Source organism: Sphingorhabdus arenilitoris (assembly GCF_042651485.1).
In the GTDB taxonomy this organism is placed as follows: Bacteria; Pseudomonadota; Alphaproteobacteria; order Sphingomonadales; family Sphingomonadaceae; genus Sphingorhabdus_B; species Sphingorhabdus_B arenilitoris.
Map to the genome: position 1 here is coordinate 94,203 of NZ_JBHSDH010000010.1, position 22,776 is coordinate 116,978.

Annotated in this window: 23 protein-coding genes and 1 tRNA gene; 7 read left to right on the forward strand and 17 right to left on the reverse strand. The window is 55.2% G+C overall.

The window, feature by feature from the left end; genetic code table 11:
* Positions 1-104: 104 nt before the first annotated feature.
* Positions 105-890, forward strand: a complete 786-nt coding sequence (locus tag ACFOWX_RS01920) for an inositol monophosphatase family protein (RefSeq protein WP_381420757.1) — start codon at positions 105-107, stop codon at positions 888-890.
* Between the two features lie 21 nt (positions 891-911).
* Here ACFOWX_RS01920 and ACFOWX_RS01925 read toward each other — a convergent pair whose 3' ends face one another.
* The 5 genes from ACFOWX_RS01925 to ACFOWX_RS01945 all read right to left on the reverse strand — a co-directional run bounded on the left by ACFOWX_RS01925 (position 912) and on the right by ACFOWX_RS01945 (position 6,587).
* The gene (locus ACFOWX_RS01925) at positions 912-2,561 is read right to left on the reverse strand and encodes an ArnT family glycosyltransferase (protein WP_381420758.1); all 1,650 of its coding nucleotides are present in this window, start codon (positions 2,559-2,561) and stop codon (positions 912-914) included.
* 167 nt (positions 2,562-2,728) lie between these two features.
* Entirely contained in the window at positions 2,729-3,772 is a 1,044-nt protein-coding gene (locus ACFOWX_RS01930) for a phage integrase central domain-containing protein (protein WP_381420759.1), read from the reverse strand.
* A 166-nt stretch (positions 3,773-3,938) separates the two neighbouring features.
* Positions 3,939-4,013: transfer RNA gene (locus ACFOWX_RS01935), tRNA-Glu, on the reverse strand.
* 92 nt (positions 4,014-4,105) lie between these two features.
* Positions 4,106-5,866, reverse strand: coding sequence for a single-stranded-DNA-specific exonuclease RecJ (gene recJ / locus ACFOWX_RS01940; RefSeq protein WP_381421069.1), 1,761 nt, complete (start codon positions 5,864-5,866; stop codon positions 4,106-4,108).
* Between the two features lie 22 nt (positions 5,867-5,888).
* Positions 5,889-6,587, reverse strand: coding sequence for a hypothetical protein (locus ACFOWX_RS01945; protein ID WP_381420760.1), 699 nt, complete (start codon positions 6,585-6,587; stop codon positions 5,889-5,891).
* Between the two features lie 66 nt (positions 6,588-6,653).
* Between ACFOWX_RS01945 and ACFOWX_RS01950 the strand changes: the two genes are divergently transcribed.
* Positions 6,654-7,151, forward strand: a complete 498-nt coding sequence (locus ACFOWX_RS01950; protein ID WP_381420761.1) for a flavodoxin family protein — start codon at positions 6,654-6,656, stop codon at positions 7,149-7,151.
* Here ACFOWX_RS01950 and ACFOWX_RS01955 read toward each other — a convergent pair.
* Both ACFOWX_RS01955 and glpX read right to left on the reverse strand, forming a co-directional pair.
* Entirely contained in the window at positions 7,148-8,350 is a 1,203-nt protein-coding gene (locus tag ACFOWX_RS01955; RefSeq protein WP_381420762.1) for an alpha/beta hydrolase, read from the reverse strand. The two genes, ACFOWX_RS01950 and ACFOWX_RS01955, sit on opposite strands and share 4 nt — an antisense overlap.
* A gap of 3 nt (positions 8,351-8,353) precedes the next feature.
* A complete protein-coding gene (gene glpX / locus ACFOWX_RS01960; protein ID WP_381420763.1) occupies positions 8,354-9,328 on the reverse strand; it encodes a class II fructose-bisphosphatase in 975 nt (324 codons plus the stop codon).
* Between the two features lie 151 nt (positions 9,329-9,479).
* Between glpX and ACFOWX_RS01965 the strand changes: the two genes are divergently transcribed.
* Positions 9,480-9,935 (forward strand): hypothetical protein, encoded by a 456-nt coding sequence (locus ACFOWX_RS01965; RefSeq protein WP_381420764.1) that lies wholly within the window; start codon positions 9,480-9,482, stop codon positions 9,933-9,935.
* Positions 9,936-9,953: 18 nt separating this feature from the next.
* Here the strand turns inward: ACFOWX_RS01965 and ACFOWX_RS01970 are convergent, their stop codons facing one another.
* Positions 9,954-11,267, reverse strand: coding sequence for a homoserine dehydrogenase (locus tag ACFOWX_RS01970; protein WP_381420765.1), 1,314 nt, complete (start codon positions 11,265-11,267; stop codon positions 9,954-9,956).
* An 83-nt stretch (positions 11,268-11,350) separates the two neighbouring features.
* Positions 11,351-12,412, reverse strand: a complete 1,062-nt coding sequence (locus ACFOWX_RS01975; protein ID WP_381420766.1) for a DUF1176 domain-containing protein — start codon at positions 12,410-12,412, stop codon at positions 11,351-11,353.
* A gap of 71 nt (positions 12,413-12,483) precedes the next feature.
* Here ACFOWX_RS01975 and ACFOWX_RS01980 point away from each other — a divergent pair, with 71 nt between their 5' ends.
* Complete coding sequence (locus tag ACFOWX_RS01980; RefSeq protein ID WP_381420767.1) at positions 12,484-13,353, forward strand: 3-hydroxyacyl-CoA dehydrogenase NAD-binding domain-containing protein; 870 nt, start codon at positions 12,484-12,486, stop codon at positions 13,351-13,353.
* A 26-nt stretch (positions 13,354-13,379) separates the two neighbouring features.
* Here the strand turns inward: ACFOWX_RS01980 and rarD are convergent, their stop codons facing one another.
* Entirely contained in the window at positions 13,380-14,312 is a 933-nt protein-coding gene (gene rarD / locus ACFOWX_RS01985; protein WP_381420768.1) for an EamA family transporter RarD, read from the reverse strand.
* Positions 14,313-14,339: 27 nt separating this feature from the next.
* On the reverse strand, positions 14,340-14,561 hold the full coding sequence (locus ACFOWX_RS01990) for a hypothetical protein (protein WP_381420769.1): 222 nt from the start codon (positions 14,559-14,561) through the stop codon (positions 14,340-14,342).
* A 116-nt stretch (positions 14,562-14,677) separates the two neighbouring features.
* Here ACFOWX_RS01990 and ACFOWX_RS01995 point away from each other — a divergent pair, with 116 nt between their 5' ends.
* Complete coding sequence (locus tag ACFOWX_RS01995) at positions 14,678-15,229, forward strand: GNAT family N-acetyltransferase (RefSeq protein WP_381420770.1); 552 nt, start codon at positions 14,678-14,680, stop codon at positions 15,227-15,229.
* A gap of 109 nt (positions 15,230-15,338) precedes the next feature.
* A complete protein-coding gene (locus tag ACFOWX_RS02000; RefSeq protein ID WP_381420771.1) occupies positions 15,339-16,685 on the forward strand; it encodes a L,D-transpeptidase family protein in 1,347 nt (448 codons plus the stop codon).
* A gap of 40 nt (positions 16,686-16,725) precedes the next feature.
* On the opposite strand, the gene ACFOWX_RS02005 is transcribed toward ACFOWX_RS02000, so the two are convergent.
* The 3 genes from ACFOWX_RS02005 to ACFOWX_RS02015 all read right to left on the reverse strand — a co-directional run bounded on the left by ACFOWX_RS02005 (position 16,726) and on the right by ACFOWX_RS02015 (position 18,974).
* Positions 16,726-17,343 carry a murein L,D-transpeptidase catalytic domain family protein gene (locus ACFOWX_RS02005; RefSeq protein ID WP_381420772.1) on the reverse strand — a complete coding sequence of 206 codons (618 nt, stop codon included), beginning with the start codon at positions 17,341-17,343 and terminating at the stop codon, positions 16,726-16,728.
* An 87-nt stretch (positions 17,344-17,430) separates the two neighbouring features.
* Complete coding sequence (locus ACFOWX_RS02010; RefSeq protein WP_381420773.1) at positions 17,431-18,327, reverse strand: DMT family transporter; 897 nt, start codon at positions 18,325-18,327, stop codon at positions 17,431-17,433.
* Between the two features lie 65 nt (positions 18,328-18,392).
* Positions 18,393-18,974 (reverse strand): retropepsin-like aspartic protease family protein, encoded by a 582-nt coding sequence (locus tag ACFOWX_RS02015; protein ID WP_381420774.1) that lies wholly within the window; start codon positions 18,972-18,974, stop codon positions 18,393-18,395.
* A gap of 84 nt (positions 18,975-19,058) precedes the next feature.
* Between ACFOWX_RS02015 and ACFOWX_RS02020 the strand changes: the two genes are divergently transcribed.
* Complete coding sequence (locus tag ACFOWX_RS02020; protein WP_381420775.1) at positions 19,059-19,565, forward strand: hypothetical protein; 507 nt, start codon at positions 19,059-19,061, stop codon at positions 19,563-19,565.
* Positions 19,566-19,575: 10 nt separating this feature from the next.
* On the opposite strand, the gene ACFOWX_RS02025 is transcribed toward ACFOWX_RS02020, so the two are convergent.
* The 3 genes from ACFOWX_RS02025 to ispG all read right to left on the reverse strand — a co-directional run bounded on the left by ACFOWX_RS02025 (position 19,576) and on the right by ispG (position 22,642).
* Positions 19,576-20,499, reverse strand: coding sequence for a thioredoxin family protein (locus ACFOWX_RS02025; RefSeq protein ID WP_381420776.1), 924 nt, complete (start codon positions 20,497-20,499; stop codon positions 19,576-19,578).
* Between the two features lie 12 nt (positions 20,500-20,511).
* Positions 20,512-21,345 carry an SMI1/KNR4 family protein gene (locus tag ACFOWX_RS02030; protein ID WP_381420777.1) on the reverse strand — a complete coding sequence of 278 codons (834 nt, stop codon included), beginning with the start codon at positions 21,343-21,345 and terminating at the stop codon, positions 20,512-20,514.
* Between the two features lie 145 nt (positions 21,346-21,490).
* On the reverse strand, positions 21,491-22,642 hold the full coding sequence (ispG, locus tag ACFOWX_RS02035) for a flavodoxin-dependent (E)-4-hydroxy-3-methylbut-2-enyl-diphosphate synthase (RefSeq protein WP_381420778.1): 1,152 nt from the start codon (positions 22,640-22,642) through the stop codon (positions 21,491-21,493).
* Positions 22,643-22,776: the final 134 nt, after the last annotated feature.

A 22,776-nucleotide genomic window follows, 5' to 3' on the forward strand; every position in this document is an offset into this window, starting at 1 on the left:
TCATCTGTATCATAAAAAAGAGGCCAGATATGAAGCCCTTTGCATTGAGCAAAGCTGACTCGGCTGTCAGAGAGCTTCTGACATCGGTCGGGGACACTATTATAATGCCCGGCTTCACGAGCCTGAGGGCGTCGGATATACTGCATAAAAGCCCCGGCGAAGTTGTAACTGTGGTTGACCGCGATGCTGAAATCTTTTTGGCCGAGGGTCTCTCAAAAATAGATCCGAGTGGCAGAGTGCTGGGTGAGGAAGCTGCTTCAGAATTTCCAGAGTTGATGGAAAAGCTGGATTCAGGCCGAGTCTGGATTGTTGATCCCATTGACGGAACCGCGAATTTTGCCGCGGGAAACAAGCCTTTTGGCGTCATGATCGCTTTGGCGGTGGACGGTGTTGTTGAGGCCGGCTGGATTTATGACCCGGCCACGCGCCGACTATGCAGCGCAAAACGCGGGGCGGGCGCATTTGTTAATCAGCAATCCATTGAAGTGCGCATCGCCGATAATCCAAAACCTGTAATTTCGCTTGCCAGCCAGTTTATGCCCGAATGGCAACGCAAGGCAGTATCCGCCCATTGCGAAAACTGGGCGGAAATTGTCCCTATCCCAAGGTGCGCAGCGGCACATTACCCGCGCATCTGCCTAGAAAGGGACGATGCTGCGCTTTTCCAGCGGACTTTGCCTTGGGACCATGCCGCTGGCGCACTGTTTTTGCAGGAAGCAGGCGGATATGTGACACGCTGGGACGGTTCCGAATATCATTTTCATGATGGCAAATCAGGCATCATTGCTGCTGCAAGCAAGCAAAGCTGGGAATTGGCCATTGCCAATCTTATATGTCCAGAAACAGGGCTATCCCCCGAATGTGACCTTGCTTTGCTGCCACAAAGTTGATTGTCAAACTTTTCGAAAGTTCTAGAATTCGGTCTTTCTGATCCCGGTTTTTACGATAAAAATTTCGGGCCCACCGCGCACACCATTTTTGGGCAAAATATGTTTCACGACTTCGCCTTTTTCAATCAATGCGCGATAGTTTCGATATTCCGAACGATATAGTGCCTGATTGTCGCGGTAGCGCGCATAGTTTGTCAATATCGCATAATCACTGACGCAACTGTCCAGCTTGGTAGGCTTCACACTGCCAATGTCGACAATCGCGCTGCCCGACCTCCACTTATCAGTATCTTTAATATTCATACCTCCGCTGAGCGTAGCCATGGCGTTAACACAGCCCGCATCACCCGCCGGAAATTTTAGCTCCCATGGCTCATTTGCCAAATCAAAAGCAAAATATTCTATCAAAACGCTGCTGTTGGCAGGGACATTTTCTATGACCCAGGCCGAGGACAAAAGCCTGGTGTCGTTGCCGCGTTCGGCCGCCTGCTGATAAACTGTAAAAACCATTGGAATAGCGATAACGGCAACCAGCAATGCGCCAATACTACGCTGCGGCAAGCCGCGAAGCTTCAATTTGGCCAGCTTTATGATCTGAAACACACCAACAGCCATAAATATGGAAATAAATGGCAGTAGCGGCACTATCCAGCGCTCCCATCGCAAAGATTGCAAGGATATCAAGATCAGAAATATGGCTATAACTGCTCCTACAGTAGCAGCTGCAAGCTTATTTCGGAAAAATGCCGTGCCAATACCAATAGATGCGAAAATCAGACCGGCAATCCCAACACAGCCGTATAGAACGGTTGTAAGATACCACCATATATTGCCCCAAAACCCTGTTCCGGTTGAACCGGGGTGATTGGACCTCGCCTCACCCGCAACATCGTGCAATACGGTTTGATATTCTATAAAAATATAAGGGGAGGCTATGAAAAGCCCTGCCAAAGATACAGCCGCCAATATCAACATGCCGCGCAGCATTAGGCGCGGGCTATCACGGTAAAGCATAATAATGGCAAGCGCCGGTGCAATGCCTGCCAATGCGGCTGGCCATTTGCTTGCACATGCAAATCCCACCGATATTCCCGCCCAGAAATAGGACCAAAACGTGCCTTTGCGATATATGGCAATCGCAAATTTTACGGCAAGCAACATGAATATGGTTGCTTGAATATCGGTTCGGATAATCTGTGATTGCTGGATATGTAACGGGTTGATCACCAGAAATAACAGCGCCAAAGCAGCAATACGGTCGCTGAATAGTGTTTCTGAAACATCATAGGTCAGCCAGAGGCAAATCATGGCGCAGGCCACAATGAAAAGCCGGGCGGAGAGCACAAGACCGGTCGGATCGCGATAGGCCGCCAGTATAAATTCATCGACGCCGGCATATTGCCCGGACGCTATCCCGACAGCTGCATAAACCGCCTCGATTATGGCAAGACAATATATTGTGGTTGAACCAGGATGACCGAACCATCCCGGATTAAGCGTCCGTCCGGTCAACAGCTCAATCCCGCGCAACATAAACATGGGTTCATCCGGATCATACATGCCTGGCAAGCCTGCACCAACATGCCAGAGCCGCAGCAATAAGCCGGCCAACATCAGCAGAAAAAATACCAATAGCTTGTTGTTTGGCAGTGTAAATTCTCGCAACTTCATCGCAAGCAGACCCTTAATAATCCCGGCTTTCTGATGTGCTATTTCTGCGAGGTATCCGGGCTTTGCGCTCCTATGACAAAATCACATTATCCGCAACTGTAATGCACAAGGAAGATATCAACGGCCGGCGATTTCACCATTTGCGTGGCATTAGGTAGTGTCGAAATTCATTTGAGCCATTTGATAGTTGCAACAAGATTCAGGAAGCCGGCATAGTTTCTGGCAAGTTTGTCATATCGGGTTGCGATGCACCGGAAGTGTTTGATCTTGCTAAAGACGCGCTTGATGAGATTGCGATCCTTGTAGATTGTGGCATCAAAGCTCCGCCATGAGGCAGTTGTGGTTCGGCGCGGCACGACCGGTTTTGCGCCAGATGTGGCGATAGCATCCATGGCCCGCTGGCCGCCGTATCCCTTATCCAAATCAAATTCGCGCCATTCGGCATTGCGAAGCTCGCCGGGGCGGACGAAGATATGGGGCAGCAATTGCAGCGCAATTTTGGTCAGATAATTGCCATCATAGCCGTCAATAGTCCGCAGCAATGCGCCCGCTTCCATCGGTGTTGTGATCGCGGCGCGGTGGGTGACCTTTGGCGTTATAAGCGCGCCGCGTAAGTCGGTGCAGATGTCGCGGTTGGCTCTTGCGGTGGCGATGGCATAGCGAAACACTTGGCTGCAGCTACTGCGCACCCGTTTTGCCGTTTCATAATGTTTGCGCGCTTCAATCTTGCGCAGCACTAGCAGCATTTCGTGCGGCGTGATCTGCGTGATGGGCCGTTTGCCAAGCGTGGGGAAGGCGAAGGAAACCAACCAGCGATTTTTCTTGAGCGTTGCCGGTGCCTTTTGTTCCGCTGCCAGCTTGGCGAGCCATTCTTCGGCGACGGTTTGAAATGTATTGGCTGCGGCAACGGAGGCAGCGATCTTGTCGAGCATGGCTTGTTCCATTGGATCGATACCGTCGGCCAGAAGCCGCCGCGCATCGATGAGCCGTTCGCGTGCTTCCGCAAGCGTAAGTTCAGGCCAGCGGCCGAATGATAATGTCCGCTGTTGATTGTTAAAGCGGTAATTCATGCGCCAGTAACGGACACCGCTCGGCTTGATTAGAAGGTAAAGCCCATCTCGGTCGCTGATCTTGTAAGGCTTGTCCTTTGGCTTGGCGCGTTTCACCCAAGCTGCCGTTAATCCAGTTTTTCTATAACCACTTTCTGACATGATGGACCTCCATTGGCATAGGTAAGCCAGAGGTCCATCAATCGTACCATAAATGTTCCGAAATTGGGCGAGATGTCTCTGAACTTTTCGAGACGATCATAGCAGATATTCTGCATAAAATACAGTATGTTGGGGAGAGTTTGCGGGACGTTCCGAGACGTCCAAATGGTGACCCCTACGGGAATCGAACCCGTGTTTCAGCCGTGAAAGGGCCGCGTCCTAACCGCTAGACGAAGGGGCCATCCGGGGCATAACCGCCTGATGAAGCCGCGCGTTTACGGATTCGTTGTCATTTGGTCAAGAGCATTTGGCGGATTATTTTGTGATTATCTATCAATCGGCAAAAGCAGCGTCGTCGATATGTAATTCTGCCTTGGCGATATTGCCCCAATCATCGATCTTCGCACGGCCCGCCAGCCAATATTTACGCGCGCCGCCGCCATGGAGTAGCATTTGGCCAAGCTCGCTCTCGCCTTGCCGGAAAGCCATTGCCTTGAAAGACCGGCCATCATCACCCGCGACAATAGCGCGCACATGGTCCTTGCCCACTATGTCGCATTTAACGACGCGCAGCGGCCCGGTGACGACACGGGGTCCCGGCCAGCCCATGCCATAGGGGCCAGCAGCCTCCATCGCCTCGACAAAGCCCGGGTTCAATCCGGCTGGCGACAATAGCGCGTCGACCAAGAGCGACTTTTCTCCCGATGCGCGGGCCACCTCGCCTTCTAACCGTTCATTCAGCCATTCGGACAGGGCTTCTATTTTATCAGCCCGCACGGTTAGGCCGGCCGCCATTGCATGGCCGCCGCCTGCCTCCAATAATCCGGCATCTTTGGCCGCGATAATCGCTGCGCCTAAATCCACGCCAGCAATCGATCGGCCCGATCCTTTGCCGATACCATCTGTATCGACCGCGATGACGATGCTCGGCTTTCCGGTTTTTTCTTTTAACCGTCCGGCAACGATCCCAATCACGCCGGGATGCCAGCCTTTGCCGGACAGTAGCGCCACGGCGCGGTTATGCTGCGACGACAATAGGGCTTCGGCTTCCTCCTGCACATCTGCTTCAATTGCGCGGCGTTCTTCGTTCAAACGGTCGAGTTCGGCGGCGATGTCACGGGCTTCGCCGGGATCCTGCGTGGTCAATAGCCGCACCCCGAGATCAGATTTGCCCACTCGGCCCCCGGCATTGATCCGTGGCCCCAAGGCAAAGCCTAAATCGGAACATATGGGCGCGCGATTGAGCCGGCTCGCTTCAATCAGGGCGGCCATACCGATGTTGCGGCGCCCCGCCATAATCTTTAATCCCTGCGCTACAAAAGCGCGGTTCAGCCCCTGTAATTTAGCGACATCGGCAACAGTGCCCAGCGCGACCAGATCGAGCAATTCCATGATTTTGGGTTCGCTGCGGCTGGCAAAAAAACCGCGATGGCGCAATTCGCGAATAATGGCCGCGCCGAGCAAGAAAGCCACACCAACAGCGGCCAAATGCCCATGCGCAGCGGCCTCGTCCGCCTCATCCAGCCGGTTGGGATTTACCAGAGCAAAAGCATCGGGCAATATCGCCGCGCATTTATGATGGTCCACCACGATAACTTCCAGGCCCGCATCCTTCGCCTGTGACAATGCCTCATAAGCCATGGCCCCGCAATCGACGGTGACGATCAGGCGGCTGCCACCTTCGCCGATCCGCACCAGCGCCTCGCCAGACGGGCCATATCCCTCCATCAAACGGTCGGGTATATAATAGCCCGCCGCCAGCCCCAGCATGGCCAGTAGCCGGATCAACAACGCTGCGCTGGTCGCACCGTCCACGTCATAATCGCCATATACGGTGATTTGCTCACCCCGTTCGACGGCATCGGCAAGTCGGCGGGCGGCATCATCCATATCGCGGAAAATGGACGGGTCGGGCATGAAGGCGCGGATGGTCGGTTCCTTGTGGCGTTCCAGATCATCACGGGGAACGCCGCGCGCCAATAGCAGCTGCGTAACGAGGTCATCGGGCACAAATCCGGGGTCGCGCGCATCGACATTGCCGCTGCGCCAACGCCATGCCTGTCCGGTGATCGATGATTCAATGCCGCAAACAATATTGTTCAATTCAGGTTCCCGTTCATTTGTCCGATTTCCCCTGATCCTGATTGCGGCGGATGCAGCTGTCATCGGGTGGCCAAGCGGCAACGCCCATGCTGCGCCGGATCATGCGGGCCCAAGCGGCGGTTTTGCGATCGGATGCACTGGCATGGTCGAGATAGGATATTAACGCGCCGCTGCAACTACGAAATGTGGCTAGGTTCGACACAATGCGCGCACCCAGCCGGGGATTTGTCTCGCTGCCGGGGATTTTCACCTTCGCATCTTCGTCCAGATCTTCGTCGCTGCGCGGCTGGGGAAATGGCGAGTTCGATTTTCGCGCGGCGCGCCCGTCATTTTCTGCCGCCCCGCCGACAACTAACCTAGGTCCAGTGGGTTCTTCCACAATTTTTTCTTCATGCGCGCCGTCGCGATAGGCGACCATGATCGATGATAGCGCCCGTGCGTCATTTTCATCTCGCGCGGCGGTGACCAAGCTGCTGGCTATTTTCAACAGGCCGTCATCATTGGTCAGCGGTTGGTCTTCCTCCCATTCGTCAACGCGGACATAATTGCCCACCGGATTTTTGAACCTGTTTTCAAATAGGAATTTCTCCAATGCCGCCGCGCTCGATGCTTGCTCATTTTTTTCGATATCGCGCAGGTCAAACAGCGGCGGTTCCAGCGCCGTTATCGCCGCGAGGAATGACAGCATCGATATATGCGCGGCAATAATCATCCCTATTCCTTTATCCGCTGATGAACCGCTATGCTATCGGGTAATTTTAATATGCGGAGCGCAACTTTGAAAATCATCAATATCATCTGGCACAGCATGACCGGCGGGTCAAAGGCATTGGCGCAGGCGGCATATGATGGTGCTCAGGTAGCAGGGGAACAGGCGGTAAAGGCGCGGCTGCTCCATGCCGATGATGTAACCGTGCAGGCTATGCTGGAGGCGGACGGATATATATTTGCCTTTCCCGAAAATCTTGCGGCGATCAGCGGGGTGATGAAGGCCTGTTTTGACCGGCTCTATTACCCGTGTCTGGGGCGGATTGAGGGGCGTCCCTATGCGCTCATCATCTGTGCAGGTTCAGACGGCAGCAACGCCCTGAGGCAAGCCGAACGGATTGCGACCGGATGGCGGCTCAAGCAAATGGCCGATAGCCAGATTACCTGCACCCATGCGCAAACGCCCGAACAGATATTGGCACCAAAGACGATTGATGCGGTGGAACTTGCGAAGGCCGAAAAAACCGGCGGGGCGATGGCGGCTGGTTTGGCGATGGGAATATTCTAACGGCGCTTGCATGCCTCATCATGGTCGGGTTTTTCGCCCTTCGCATAGGGGCGCAAGCGGAAGACATAGGGCAAATGGGTCGGCTCCCGGTTTTTTGTCACGCCCGGCCCGCCTTGCAATATCGAGGCAAAGTCGCGGCATGCTGCGGCACTGCGCAGATAGTCGCTGTGACCGCTGCGCCCGACGCTGACGTCGCTGGTATCGACAATATTCAGACCGGATAGCGCCATTTCACCCGAATGCCTGAAATCCTTTGGGTAGCATCGTTCGGGCAGGCCCTGTGCTTTCAATCTTGCCGCCTCAAATGGATCAAAACAATAGGGCCTGCCGAGGCGCGGATAGCCATGCAGCGTTCGGGAAAGACCCAGTGCGCCGTCATTTTCGGATATATATAAAGTCATCCGCCGCCCGGCTTTCACCTTGTCATGCGACAATATCGACCGGCCAATATCGCGCTCAAATTCCTGCCGATCGGTATCGGGTGAGGCGAAGATAATGTTGGAGATATTGTTTGATTCTCTGGTCTCTGCATTGCGGTCGACATATTCAATCGATGGGATGACAAGCCGTGCACCCAGGGAATGCGAAATGATGACAATATCCTTCACCCATGGCTTTTCCGCCAGCTCTAAAAGAAAGCCTCGGAAATTGCGTTCGTCCCAATACATGTTGGTTTCATCGACGGCATAGCTCAAAAATTCGCCTTCGGATGGCCAGCTATATTGCACAACCGGGCCTGACCCGTTCCACATTTGCATAATCTGTATGCTGTCGCGTGCGCTGGTATCGAAGGTCTCCCGAAAACCGTGGACATAGAGCAATAGCTGTCCATCATTGGCTTTTGTCGCGGCGGCGAGGTCATCCCACCATGCGGCTTCGGCCTGAAAAGACACAGGCACGTTACGGCCATTTTTGGCGGACTCTGCGGCGGGATTGTGGATCGGCATATAACGGGCGTAGCGCAATTTATCCGCCCGAAAACCGGTTAGTTTAACCGGCGCACTGGTGCAGTCGGGCAAGCGCGAAGTAACCGCAAACATTGATTTTCCCGCAATCGCTTCCGGCTGATTTGTTTCGGGATTGCAAGCTGGACCAGCCGACAAAATGCTATGCGGCACTTTGCCATAATCAATACCTGATATGCACCCTGACAGCATCAGCATGGCGCAGGCGATGCAAAAGAGGCGCAGGCTGTTCATGTCTTATCTTTTGGGCCGATGCTCGCTTTTAACCCAGCGGACGGTGCCAGATGAGGCGCGCATCACCACGCTTTCGGTTGTGGTGCGGCCGTCGCGCAATGTTTTGACGCCTTCGAGCAAGGAACCATGGGTAACGCCGGTGGCGGCAAAAATGCAGTCCCCCTTTGCCAGTTCTTCAAGATCATAGATTTTGTCCAGATCCTCGACGCCCCATTTTTTTGCCCGCATCCGTTCATCGTCATTGCGGAACAACAAGCGGCCTTGAAACTGGCCGCCGACGCAGCGCATTGCCGCTGCGGCCAAAACGCCTTCAGGCGCGCCGCCGGTGCCCATATACATATCAACCGTGGTGTCAGGATCGCTGGTGGCAATGACGCCCGCCACATCACCATCGGGGATCAGCATGATGCCGCAGCCAATTTGGCGCAGTTCGGATATAATCTTCTCATGCCTAGGACGGTCAAGCACGCAAACAATCAAATCGCCCGGCGCTACGCCCTTTTCCTTTGCAACGGCGGTAACATTTTCGGTGACTGATTTTTCCAGCGAGATCACGCCCTTGCTATAACCCGGGCCGACCGCAATTTTTTCCATATAAACATCGGGCGCATTCAGCAGATTGCCTTCTTCTGCCACGGCCAATACGGCCAGGGCATTGGGACCGGCTTTGGCAGTAATCGTCGTGCCCTCGAGCGGGTCGAGTGCAATGTCTATTTTCGGGCCTTTGCCAATCGCCGCGCCAACCTTTTCCCCGATATAGAGCATCGGCGCTTCGTCCCGTTCACCTTCACCAATGACAACCGTGCCGTCCATATATAGCTCATTCAGCGCGCCGCGCATCGCCTCAACAGCGGCGGCATCAGCGGCTTTTTCATCGCCTCTGCCGATCAGCTTTGCGGCGGACAAGGCCGCAGCCTCCGTCACGCGGACCATTTCCAAAACAAGTACACGGTCCAATATTTGGCTTGCAGATGTCATTGATGCTTCCTAATCTGTTTCTGCGCAAAAACAGCATCTTGGGGAAGATGCGATTTTGCCGGGGGCACAGGCAATCGGGACGACGCCTTCCTGCGCGCACCGATAGGGGAGGTGGTGCGCTATGTCGAGGCTGGTTTTGGGCGTTTTCACTATGACATTGTTGTCATGGACGATAGCCGGGCTCGCGCTTCCGTCCAGCGCCATTGCGCAGCAGCTTTCGGATGGAGAAATAGCAGGGATGATTGCCCGCCAGAAGCAATTGGTGAAAATTGACCGCAATGGCTGTATCGTTGACCCTGAAGATGATGGCGGTACCATCGTCGTATGCGGTCCCGATGAAGTGGCCGAAGGGCAGCAGATTTTCGGCCCGCCGCCGATCAATACCGACCGCATCCGGCGCGGAGAGGGGATTTCGACCGAACGGGCAGCGGCGCGTGACAACCGCAATTGCGGCGTAATCGGCAGCGGGCTTGGCTGCACAAAATTGCCGGAAAACTGGATTAAAGGCAGCTATAGCCCGCCCTACCCGCCCGATTTTGCCGCGGTTATCGAAGGATTGCCCGATCAGGAACAAGTGAACAGTGCGGTCAGCGCGGCGCCCGAATGACCGGCGGTATATGCTGTCTCACTCACCCAAAATATGCATCACCATTGGTTCGCCAAGCATTGAATCCGATCCGGACAGAGCGGCTAATGTATGGGTAATGGCTTTTTCCTGTCCGGCATGGGTAACCATTGCGATGAGCGCGCTTCCGTCATCGCTTGCCTCTTGCTGGATCAAGCTTTCAATCGACAGGCCTGCATCGCGCATAGCAGCAGTAATTTCCGCTAGCACGCCAGGTTTGTCGGCAACCAGCATCCGCAAATAGGTTTTGCCGATCCGGTGTCCGCTTTTGGCAGGGGGCAGCTTGTCGAGCATATGGCCTGGCATCGCAAAGGCAGGGCCGGTTTCGCCCCGCGCAATATCCACCAGGTCGGCGACTACCGATGATGCCGTCGGCTTATCGCCCGCACCCGCGCCCTGAAACAGCAAGCGGCCGGAAAAATTGCCTTCTGCAACGACGGCGTTGGTCGGCCCCGTCACATGCGCGAGCGGGTGGCTGGTGCGGACCAAATAAGGATGGACGCGCTGAAACAGGCTGGCATCGCCGTTGCTGCCGTCGACTTCAGCAAGGCCCAGCAGGCGGATGCGATAGCCCAGCGCCTTGGCCTGAGCAATGTCGGCCGCCATAATTTTGCGAATGCCGCCAATTTCCACAGCATCAAAATCCAGCTGTGTGCCAAAGGATATTGCCGCCAATATCGCCAGCTTATGCGCCGCATCGACCCCGTCAATGTCAAAGGCAGGGTCTGCTTCGGCAAAGCCTTTTTCCTGTGCGTCTTTCAAAACATCGGCAAAATCGCGGCCATCCTTTTCCATTGCCGACAATATGTAATTGCAGGTGCCATTCAAAATACCATAAACGCGTTCGATCCGGTTGGCCGCCGCCCCTTCGCGCAGGCCTTTGATGACTGGTATGCCGCCCGCGACCGCCGCTTCATATTTGAGCGCCAATCCTTTGGCTTCGGCTAGAGCAGCGAGCTCCATCCCATGATGAGCAATCATCGCCTTATTGGCGGTGACGAAGCATTTCCCGCTATCCAGCGATTCGCGCGCCAATGTCAGCGCCGGACCATCCGAACCACCGATCAGCTCAACGACGGCATCGACATCGGCTGCTCCCGCCATTGCGGTCATATCATCCATCCAGCGATAGGGCGTTAGGTCAACGCCGCGATCCTTGCTCCGTTCCCGGGCGGTCACGGCAACAATCTCAATCGCTCTGCCTGCCCGGCGCGTGATAATTTCCCGGTTCGCCTCGATCAGTTGGATAACGCCCACACCAACGGTGCCAAGACCGGCTAATGCAATGCGAAGAGGGTTGGAGTGGTCAGACATGATAAAGGCTTTCGGGCGATCGTTAACGACAGGGGTGAATCCGCCGCTGCGCCTAAGCCAAAATTGCCGCTATGGCTAGTGTTTCAAACGCCAAATTCGACTTTTGCCCGCCAGACGGTGATCCAGTCCAATGATCCCCGGCATTCATCCATAACGCGCGCTTGGATCAAGCGGAACATTTCGCCGTCCCACACATAATCAGCGCTTTGACCGCAATCACCAAAACCGCGTCCTTTATTATAACTAGTCAGGCTTTGTTTGGCCGGATCCCAGTCCGCATTGATCAATATTTCGATCTTTGCGCCTTCGCTTGTTGTGTTGCTGCGATAATCAAATAGCGCAGGTTTAAACGTCCATTTGTCATTGGTATTGCGGTTGCCAATATAGGCAGCGCTGCCGAAATTATAAGCGCCGCTGCCGCAGCTGACGAGGACCAATGCCTGCGGCACGCCGTTAAAACTACCGAGGCTGTAGGCGGAATCTTCGGTCACGCCATATCGTTCATCCCTACATTCGCTATTTTCGATCAATGCGACCAGATCGGCGGCGGGCGGAACAATATCATCAGGAGTTATTTTGCGGGCAGCGACAATGGGCAGCTCTGGTTTTGCCAAAATTGCTCTCTTTCGGCCCTTGGCCGCGATCGCATCTGCGGTGCCTACCCGGCCTTGGGCGCTATCCAAAAAACGCAGCGCCGCGGCAGACCCGGTAAGGGAGATTTTGCCCAAAACGACATCATTGCCGTCCATCAGCACCGCCTCCCGTCCGCGCACAACCGCGCGGGCTAACTTCATTGCGTCCTTACCAGTGACTGATATGGATATGCTGTCATCCTGCGCAATCGCGCCAGTATCAATTAGCTTGCCGTCAATATACAGGCGGTAACGGTCGCTTTCCGTATCAAAGTCGTAAATGTTGATTGTTAGGTCACCGTCAATTCCGGCATCGCGCTTAATAATCATCGCCAGATTATCGTCCGGGATTTCAGGCGGCAGCAAGGACACAGCCTGACAGGACAAGGCATTGTCACATCCCGCCGCCCAATTTTTGAAATAACGGGTTTGACCAAGGTCCACCGATGCAACAGCGGGCAGCGCCATGAACGCGCTTGCTCCCAAAATGATCTGGCCAATCATTCTCAACATGGTTGCAGGCTAGTCCTTTTGCTCCTGCTGCGCTAGAGGCAAGTTTGATTTTGGCGTTCAGGAGAATGAAAATGCGGTCAGTCGCAGTTATCGGCGCGGGGCAAATGGGGGCAGGCATAGCGCAGGTCAGCGCGCAGGCAGGCTATCATGTCTATCTATCGGACATCGATTTACCGCGCGCAGAGGCAGGCAAAGCAGGGATTGCGGCCGCACTGAAAAAACTGGCCGATAAGGATAAGATTAGCGAGAGCGAAGCGGCGACGGCATTGGACAGGATAGAGGCAGTGGCAAGCTATGAACCCATGGCCGATGCCGGACTGATCATCGAAGCGGCGACCGAACGCGAGGAGATTAAACGCAAAATTTTTGAAGAAGTGGGTAAAGTGCTGGGTCATCAAGCGGTGCTTGCTTCCAACACCAGCTCAATCCCGATCACCCGGCTGGCGCAGGCGTCGCCCGATCCGAAACGGTTTATCGGCGTCCATTTTTTCAACCCGGTGCCGGTCATGGGCTTGATTGAGGTCATTCGGGGGCTCGCAACATCGGACAGCACTGTGGCGGCGGTCAGCGATTATGGAGAGGCGCTGGGTAAACGGATGGTTTTTGCCAATGACGCACCTGGCTTCATCGTCAACCGTATCTTGCTGCCGATGCTGAACGAGGCTTGTTTTGCATTGGGCGAGGGCGTGGCCAGTATCACCGATATTGATATGGCGGTGCAGCTCGGTTTGAACCATCCGATGGGGCCGTTGACGCTCGCCGATTTCATCGGGTTGGACACTTGCCTAGAAATCACCAATGTCCTGCATAGCAGCACCGGCGATCCCAAATATCGTCCCGCGCCGCTAATGCAAAAATATGTTGAGGCAGGGTGGCTGGGCCGCAAAACAAAACGCGGCTTTTATGATTATAGCGGCGATGCACCTGTGCCGACACGTTGAAATTAGTGTCCTCGATTCATTAAAACCTAGGTAAGCGACCTTGCCGCTGCCTTCTTCACCGCTTCGCCGGAGCGGTAACGCTGCCATGCGTCCCAGCTGAACAGAGCGAGCGCGCTCCAGATCAGAGCGAAACAAGCAATTTGAGACAGGTTTAGCGACTCTTTATAGATTAGGACCGCGAATAGAAACTGAATAGACGGGCCAATATATTGGATGAAACCAATCGTGCCATAACCGATTTTGCGCGCCGCAGAGCCGAATAGCAATAATGGCATGGCAGTGATACCAGCGGAAAGAATCAGGAGGCCTGTCATGCCCGCATTGCTGCCCCAACCCGTGCCCGGTCCGGTTTGCGCGATCCAAACGGCATAGCCCAGCGCAAACGGCGCAAGCAGCAATGTTTCAACCGTTAGCCCCGGCAGCGATTCCACCGGGGCAATTTTACGCACAAGGCCATAAAAGCCAAAACTCACCGCAAGGCCGATGCTGATCCATAACGTATCAAGCGCGCCAGTTGCCAATATCGCAACCCCCAGCGCGGCCATGGCAACCGCCGCCAATTGCACGCGCCCCAACCGTTCGGACAGGAATAAATAGCCCAAAAGGACATTGAGCAGCGGATTGAGAAAATAGCCAAGACTTGCCGCCACGACATGGTCATGGGTCACCGCAAATATGTAAATCAGCCAATTGGCGGCGATCAGTATCGCGCTGAGCAACAAGAGCCGCAGCGCCTTGATATCCAACAAAGCCGCGCGCAAATTGCGCAGCTGCCCGCGCAGGAACAGGATGGCGAGCAGCAACGGCACGCACCATATGACGCGGTGTGACACCACCTCCATCGCCGGTACGCCTTCGAATAATTTGAAGAAAACGGGCATGAAGCCCCATATGCAATAAGCGCCCACCGCCTGAGCGACGCCGGTGCGTTGTTGCTTATCGTGTTCGGATGCATCCATAGTCCACGGCTATAGCCGCGTTCGGGATTAGAACAAGCCGCTGCCTAACCAGAGCCGCACCGCGCATATTGCCATGACGATGAAACAGAAGTTACGTCCGCTATTGCTCGACGAAATCGCGCCGGCAATTGCGCCGATACCGGCTATGGGGATCAGGAACCAATTCATCCAACCCAAAAACGGAATGAAAGCGATAACCGCGAAAAGCAGCGCGATACCGCCAAAGAGGAATGCGAGTATATTAGCCATAGGTGTATTATATGGATAAGTCACCTGCTTTGCAAGAGCATTTATCGCAACCCTATCTATTTTCCCCTTCGCCGCCTATAGCGCTGCTATCAATCGGATATCGGGAGGATAAGCAGATGAGCAGCGGACCATTTTTGATGACCGAACGGTTGATCCTGCGGCCCCCGGCGGCACAGGATATGGATGAATGGGCGGCTTTCTGTGCCGATGAAAAAGTGATGCACCATTTAGGCGGTCCGCAAACAAGGTCCGAAGCATGGCGCAGTCTGTGCAGCGTGGCGGGCGCATGGCAGATACGCGGCTTTGCCATGTTTTCGATGATCCGGCGCGATACCGGCGAGTGGATCGGCCGCACCGGCCCTTGGATGCCCGAAGACTGGCCAGGCAAAGAGATCGGCTGGGGCGTGGCGCGCGCGCAGATGGGCAAAGGTTATGCTTATGAAGCCGCGGTCGCATCGATGGACTATGTGTTTGACGTGCTGCGCTGGGACGATGTGATCCATACGATCGCGCCCGATAACATCGCCTCGCAAAAACTGGCAAGGCGGCTGGGTTCAGTCAATCTGGGCCCATCCCGCTTGCCTGCGCCCTTTGCGGACCATCCGGTCGATGCCTGGGGCCAAAGCCGCGAAGAATGGTCAAAAAACCGAAAAAATTTGCGCGCATAGCAGCGGGTTTTAAGCGGCGGTTCATGTCTATATTGCGATTGACCGCAAAATTCTTAACCCGCAGCAGCGATCATGCTATGCGCGTGCAAAGATTATGAAACAGGGTAATATGACATATATGACGAAAACCGGTTTGAAATTGGGTATGTCCGCTGCGGCGGCGATTTGCGGTCTTTGCGCACTTCCCGCTTTGGCACAGGATGAAAGCGCCAACCCTGCTCAGGCGGAAACCGTTCAGGACAGGGCGGGTGAGGCCGATGTGCCGCTCATCATCCCGCAGCCTGTATATGAGCCCAAATGGAGCGCCGATTATGCCACGGACCTACTCGCCTTTATCGCAGCGATCGACAGCGAAGGATTAAAACCGTCGGATTATCGCCCCGAACAACTGACCGCTGCCATAGCCGCCGGAGAAGGTGCGGCGCTGGACGCGGAATTTGTCCGTGCCTTTACTTGGCTCGCCGAAGATTTGCGCGATGGCCGCACGCCGATGAAGGCCCGGGTCGAATGGTATGTGAATGATCCCGATGCCGATACGACGCCCATCTCTATGTTGCTCGCAAAGGTAAAGGAAAGCGGCGATGTCGCAGGGACGCTGCGTTCATTGGAACCGGCGCATCCCGATTATGCTGCGCTGCGTGATATGTTGGCCAAAACGCCGAAGGCCGAAATCAGCAAGCGGCGGCTTATCATGGCGAATATGGACCGTTGGCGCTGGCTCAAACGCGATTTGGGCAAGGATTATCTGCATACCAATGTGCCCGAATATAAAGTGCGCTATGTCGTCAATAAGCAGCAGATTGTGAATTACCGCACCGTTGTGGGCAAACCCGGCCGCAACGCGACGCCGCAGCTTGCCGAAATGGTGCAGGGCGTTATTTTTAACCCGACCTGGACCGTGCCGCAAAGCATCGTCAAGGGCGAGGGGCTGGGCGCGCGCGTCCTCGCCAACCCTACCTGGGCACGGTCGCAAGGATATGAGGCAACCAAAGGCGCAAATGGATATGTCAGCGTCGTTCAAAAACCCGGACCCACCAATGCACTGGGTTATATGAAGCTCGATATGCCGAACCGTCATGCGATTTTCCTGCATGACACACCGTCGCGTCATTTGTTCCGCAATGCTGACCGGGCGCTCAGCCACGGCTGCATCCGCACCGAAAATGCGATGGAGCTAGCCATGGTCATCGCACTGGTGCAGGGCGATGTGCCGCTGGACCGGTCGAAGCAAATTGTCAAATCACTGGAATATACCCGGGTCCCCGTAAAACGGGAGCTGCCCGTGTATATTACCTATTTCACGATGGCGAGCGATGTGGACGGAAAAATGACCAATTTCCGGGACATATATTCCCGCGATAAACCCGTGCTAGACGCGCTCGCCGCCGCCCGTCCGCAGCGGCCGGAAAAAATCAAATTGGAAGATAATGTCGTGACCGAGGAGCGTAAGCTTTAAGCAATGGAGCGCGGGGCCCGCAAGCCCCGCCCCGTCGCGGCTATAGCTTGTCCGCGAATATCAAGCGGCCGCCGCCCAGATGGTAGAGCATTTCCTGGTTCAATCCTTCGGATACGGCGAAGCATCCTTCGCTGCGGCCTAGCTTGCCCCATTTGGCGATCATGTCGGGGTTCGAATACCAGGCTTCATGCACCACGATGGCGCGGTCCAGCGCGGTTGCATTATCCGGGTCTAATCCGCCCAGCCGCATCGATGCGCCATATTTGCCATGATACCAGTCCATGGTCAGATAGGCCCCGCGGGAAGTCGCCAGCGATCCCACATCGGCGGAAAAATATTTCAGAAAGCCATCATGTTCGGGATCCGATCCTCGGCCATGCGCGACCAGGTAGGATTTCACGCTGCCCTCCTCCATATTGAGGATAAACAGGCGCGGCTGCGCTGAGGGCAGGCTGAAATCAATCATGCCGACCTTGTCCGTGCGCCACAGCTGCCCGCTCAAACGGGCCAGCTCGGCCTTTGCCTTTTCCACCAGATAGCGATGTTCCGGCGCGATGCCCGACGGCGCAGCAAATACGCGCGGCGGAAGCGCCGCCAAACCAGCAGCGGCAAGGGACGCTTTTAATATGCCGCGCCGGGCAAGTTGAACATTCTTCATAGCCACTGGCATAGCATATAAAAGATAAGCGGGCGCTGAACAAGATGCTTCAGTCAGCCGCGTTATCGGCGGTGCATCGCGGAAAATTTACCCCAGTTCGGTGGCAACCACCAGCTTCGGCTTGGCCCGCGCCGCAATGACCGCGCCGGTCACGATCATCGCGGTTCCGGCAATAGTAGAGAGCGTCACTTTTTCGGAAAAGAATAACCATCCAAACAGCGCGGCCCAAGCAAATCCGGTATATTCGACGGGGATCAACACCTGTGCCTCCGCCCGTGCATAGGCCCAGCTGAGCAGCAGCAGCGATATGATCGACAGCAAAGCCGCGCCCGATAATTGCGGGATATGGGGCAGCGCAAAAGGCTGCAAAAACCAGGGCGCGGCCAATGACAGCCAAGCGACGACAAATAAATTGGCAAAAAATACGATTTCAACCGGCCCGGACCGCTGCGCCTGTTTGCGCGCGATGATCAGGTTGACGGCAAATAGCACCGCCGACGCCATTACCGCCGCTGTGCCCCATAGTGCCAATGGATCATAATTACCGCTGAATTTCGCCGCGACAATGATGATAATCCCGGCAATGCCCGATGCCGATGCGATCAAGGCTTCTTTGCCGATTGTCTCGCCCAATAGGATTGCGGCAAAATAGAGCGCAATGACGGGCGCTATAAAGGATAAACCAATCGCTTCAGCCAGCGGCAAAACCGTTATGCCCCAGAAAAACAAGATGGCAAAAATTGATACGAGGAATGATCGCAGCAAATGGATTTTAAGATTGCCAGTGGAAGGCAAGCGGCCCCCTGTCGCGGCGAATAGGATCGCGGATAACATCGTCCCCAAAACACTGCGCCAATACATCGCATTATAGGCGCCCATATCCAGCGAAAGCGACTTCATCGCCACGTCCATCAACGAAAAACAGGCGATGCCGCCGGCCGCGACCAGAAACGGGATAATAGGACGGGGATGCAATTCGGCCATGGGCAAAGCATCGCGCAGATTGCCGCGCCGCTGTCAAGCCGGCCGTGCGCGGCGCATGACAGCCATTATTGCAGCGTCATTTGCCCATTGGAGATATTCACATTGGGCACACTCGACAAAAAGCTTTGGCCGAGAAGCGATACGTCCAAACCATTGGGCAAAATCACCGCCTGCACATTGTTGACGGTAAAGCCGCCCACGCTGACCGAACCGAGCGTCACAGGCTTTCCATATAGTGCGCCGCCCGCGCCCCGGCCCACAGGTTGCAGTTCGCTGTCATTCCAGCTGAGCCCCAAATTGCGGGCATCTTCACCGGTCAGGGCAATGCCCGTCGCGCCGGTATCCACCATGAAATGCACCTCGCCGCCATCGACATTCGCGCGGGTATAATAATGGCCGTCGCGCTGCTGACGCAGAACCACAGTTTCTCCTGTCGCCAATTCATTGCCGCCGGCGGCCCGGTCATCGGACTGACTAGGCGCTACTGCATATTTGCTGCGCGTCCAGCGCGAATCGACTTTATCGGATTTGCCGCCTTTATCCCCCGATCCAAACGTGAATGACGGCTGGTCATCCGGCGTTGGCGCAGGCACCGCGCAATAAGCCACACCAAAAATAATCAGCACAAAAAAGATGAGTTGCGGCAATTTCATCGCTATAGATTAGGGCCAAAATTTTAATCCGCAGTAAATGTGATCGCAATTTATATTCGATTTTGAAGGGGAATATCGATGACTGGACGTAAACTTATCCTCATAGGCGCGTTGGCCATAACCGCTCCATTATTTTCCAGCTGTACGCAGGAGCGTCCAAACGCGGCAGGATCGAAGGCGGTGCGGGGTCCGGCATCCACGGCCGTAGCGAGCACCGTAATCGTTGATGCAGAGGCCGCCGAAAAACTGCGCGGCAACCAAGGGATAACTTTGCAATGGATTAGCTGGGACTATCGCGGCGAGTTGGAGGTGACGCAGCGCGGCGACGTCATGCATTTACAAGGCGAACAACGGCAACAGGACGGCGATGGCGTCGTCCGGCTGGAAGGTGACGTCGCGCGGATCGACACCGACAATTTCATCCTCAACGGCACGCTGACCATCACCGACACGCCCGATGCCGGCCGCAATTGCAAGCTGGAAGGGCCAATGACATTCGGCATCACCCAGAACCGCAAATATTGGCGGCTGCGCAGCTTTGAATGGTGCGATGGGTTGACCGATTATGTGGATATTTATTTTTAACGCGCAGGTGCTACCGCCCGGCATATCCCGTTAAATAGCTATATATCTCATCGGCACTACGGCTGGCGGCGTTGCGCCAGCTGCCTGCATCCTTGCGGTTCAGCAATGTGCCCTCCGGTGAAATCAGCATGAGATAGGGCGTACCTTTTTGTTTTTTGCCGCCAAAACGCGTGATCAAATGCTGATTGCGCGCCTGTCCCTTCATCTGCGGCATACCGGCGTCCACATAAACCAGCTCAAAATTTTGAGCCATGACAGGCTTGAATCTCTCGGCTTCCAACCATCCGGCGAGCGCCCGGCTGTCATGGCACCAATTGGCCCCCAGCACGATGATGCTATGTTTGCCAAAAGCTTTCGCGCGGGCCAGCGCGATATCGACATTCGCGTCCACCTCGGCGCGCGATGGCCCCTCATCATAAGGGGTGGCTTCGGCGTGATCGGCGGCGTCTGGTTCACCGGCCATGTCATCCCGGTGAAGCGCAGGGTCTACTCTCAAAATATCAGGGTCGAGCTTCTTATTCGACGGCGCAGCAGGGTAGCGCCCCGTTTCAGCAAAGCCGCTGTTTGCGGCGAAATTGTCGAATAAGTCCACACATAGCTGCGGCGCACCCGGCGGGACGTCGAGCAGCAAACGATATTGCGAGGTTGGTATATGCACGAAAGTTAAAGGCAGGCTGATCGGTAACAAATCGTCGTCATTACCCTGAAAACCATAGCGGCAGCTTTCTTCGGCTGGACCATCGCCAACGCGGCTGCGCAGTTCCATCACAATGTCGGTGGGAAAGGCGGGAAATTCGCCTTCGCCTGCTTCATCCGCTGGCTCAGGCTTGCCTACATTCGGGGTGTCTGAGGCGGTGTCTGGCGTATCTGCAGCCAGCAGCAAGGCGGGCTGCACCGAAGCCCATAGGAAAAGGAAAATGACACAGCGGATCATGTAATTTTCTCCCTATTCTTCAATATCAAAATAAAATCTCTGATCATCGCCATCATCCAATTCAATTGCTTTGCCGCCGATCCGAGCGAATAAGTCGGCCAAAGTCGGTGCCAACACACGGCGATGATCTTCATCTGGGCCGATAACAATGATCTGGCCGATATTCCCCTGATCGGTTGGGTCAAGGTCAATGGCATAAGCATTCCCGCCGCCATCCTTTGCAATGGGAATCCATTTCAGGTTGGCATATTGTTTGCGAACGCCGCCATTGGTGTCGGCCGATACATGATCGTCAAAATCATCGAGCTCTTCTTGGCTGCTTTGTTCAATGATGACCCGCCAATTATCCCATTCCTTTTTTGCGTCACCCAATGTCAGGAATTCGTAATTTCCAAACAGATTGCCCACAAAATGCCCTTCCGGAAGCGTCAGCGGAAGTTCGATTTTGTTGGGACCGCCATCAACATAAGTGACTAGGAAGGGTGATTTTTGACCATTGGCTATTTTATATAAAGCCCGCATTTCTTCGGGCATGATTAAGCCTAAATCCTTTTCAAATTCCGCAATCTCATCGTCGCTTGCTGGCGGATTCAACTGATCTACGATGCGAATCCGGCTTTCGGCAAACCGAACAAATGCGGCCGCCAAAGAGCGGCCCAGCGGCGTATCGGGAAGCGTCATCTGCCAAGTTGCTCTATCCGGTGCGGCGTCAGGTTGGGGCTTGTGCCCATCAGACATGGCCTGCGGCGTGTGGGGCGATGCGTCTTGGCCCTTCGCCTGATTTTTGTTTGCCATGATCGCAATCGCAATCAGCGCGCCAATAACAAGAGCAACCGTCAATAACATAGACCTCACTCCGCAGCCTCAGTTGTCACGGCCCCCGCCTCTTGAAGAAGTTTGCGCGCCCATTTCATGCACAATGCGGGTTTTTCAGAATCCCACGCTCTATCTAAATAGCTCCAAACGCGATCTCGTTTTACATCTGTCAGCATCAAGCCGCCACCCCGTGGCTATCGTCCGCGCTCAAACTTTCGCCTGCTTCAATCGACGCGGCTTTGGCCTCGACCAATTTTACGATGTGCGCGACCATATCGGCGTCTTCGACATGGTGATCGGTTACGCCCGACAGATACACCATATGCTTGCCATTGCCGCCGCCGGTGATGCCAATGTCGGTTTCGCGCGCTTCGCCGGGGCCGTTGACGACGCAGCCCAATACGGACAGCGAGAGCGGCGTTTTGATATGGCTGAGTGCGTCTTCTAATTTTTGCACGGTGCGGATCACGTCAAAGCCCTGGCGCGCGCATGATGGACACGACACAACACGGACACCGCGGGTGCGTAGCCCCAAGGATTTCAGGATTTCATAGCCCACGCGCACTTCTTCCTCGGGTTCGGCAGACAGGCTGACGCGAATAGTGTCGCCGATGCCCGCCCACAGCAAATTGCCCATGCCGATAGAGGATTTGACCGTCCCGCCGATCAAGCCGCCCGCCTCGGTAATGCCCAAATGCAAAGGACAATCCACCGCGTCGGCAAGCCCCATATAGGCGGCGACCGCGAGGAACACGTCCGACGCCTTCACCGCGACTTTATATTCATGGAAATCATGGTCCTGCAGCAGCTTGATATGATCGAGCGCGCTTTCGATCAGCGCCTCTGGGCAGGGCTCGCCATATTTTTCGAGCAGGTCTTTTTCAAGGGAACCGGCGTTCACACCAATACGGATTGCGCAGCCATTGGCCTTGGCCGCATCGACGACTTCCTTGACGCGCGCCGCGCTGCCGATATTGCCGGGGTTGATACGCAGGCAGGCCGCGCCCGCCTCGGCGGCTTCGATCCCGCGTTTATAGTGGAAATGGATATCCGCGACGATCGGCACATTGGCGGCGCGCACAATCTGTTTCAGCGCGGCGGTGCTTTCCACATCGGGGCAGGACACGCGGATGATATCGACGCCCGCATCCTCACACCGGCGGATTTGATCCACGGTCGCCTTCACATCGCTGGTCAGCGTATTGGTCATGGTTTGCACGCTGATCGGTGCGTCGCCGCCGACGGGGACGTTGCCCACCATGATCTGGCGAGAGCTACGGCGGGCGATGTCGCGCCAAGGGCGCAAACCGGGATTATGATCGGACATAGGGGGGATATAATCCGAAGGGAGGCAAAGGGCAATTGCGGCTTTTGCGGAAAATCGATGTAATTTTTTTGGATAAATCGTGCAGGGCATTGGGCAAAGTCCCCATACTTACGCAAGCTTTAACGATATTTTCT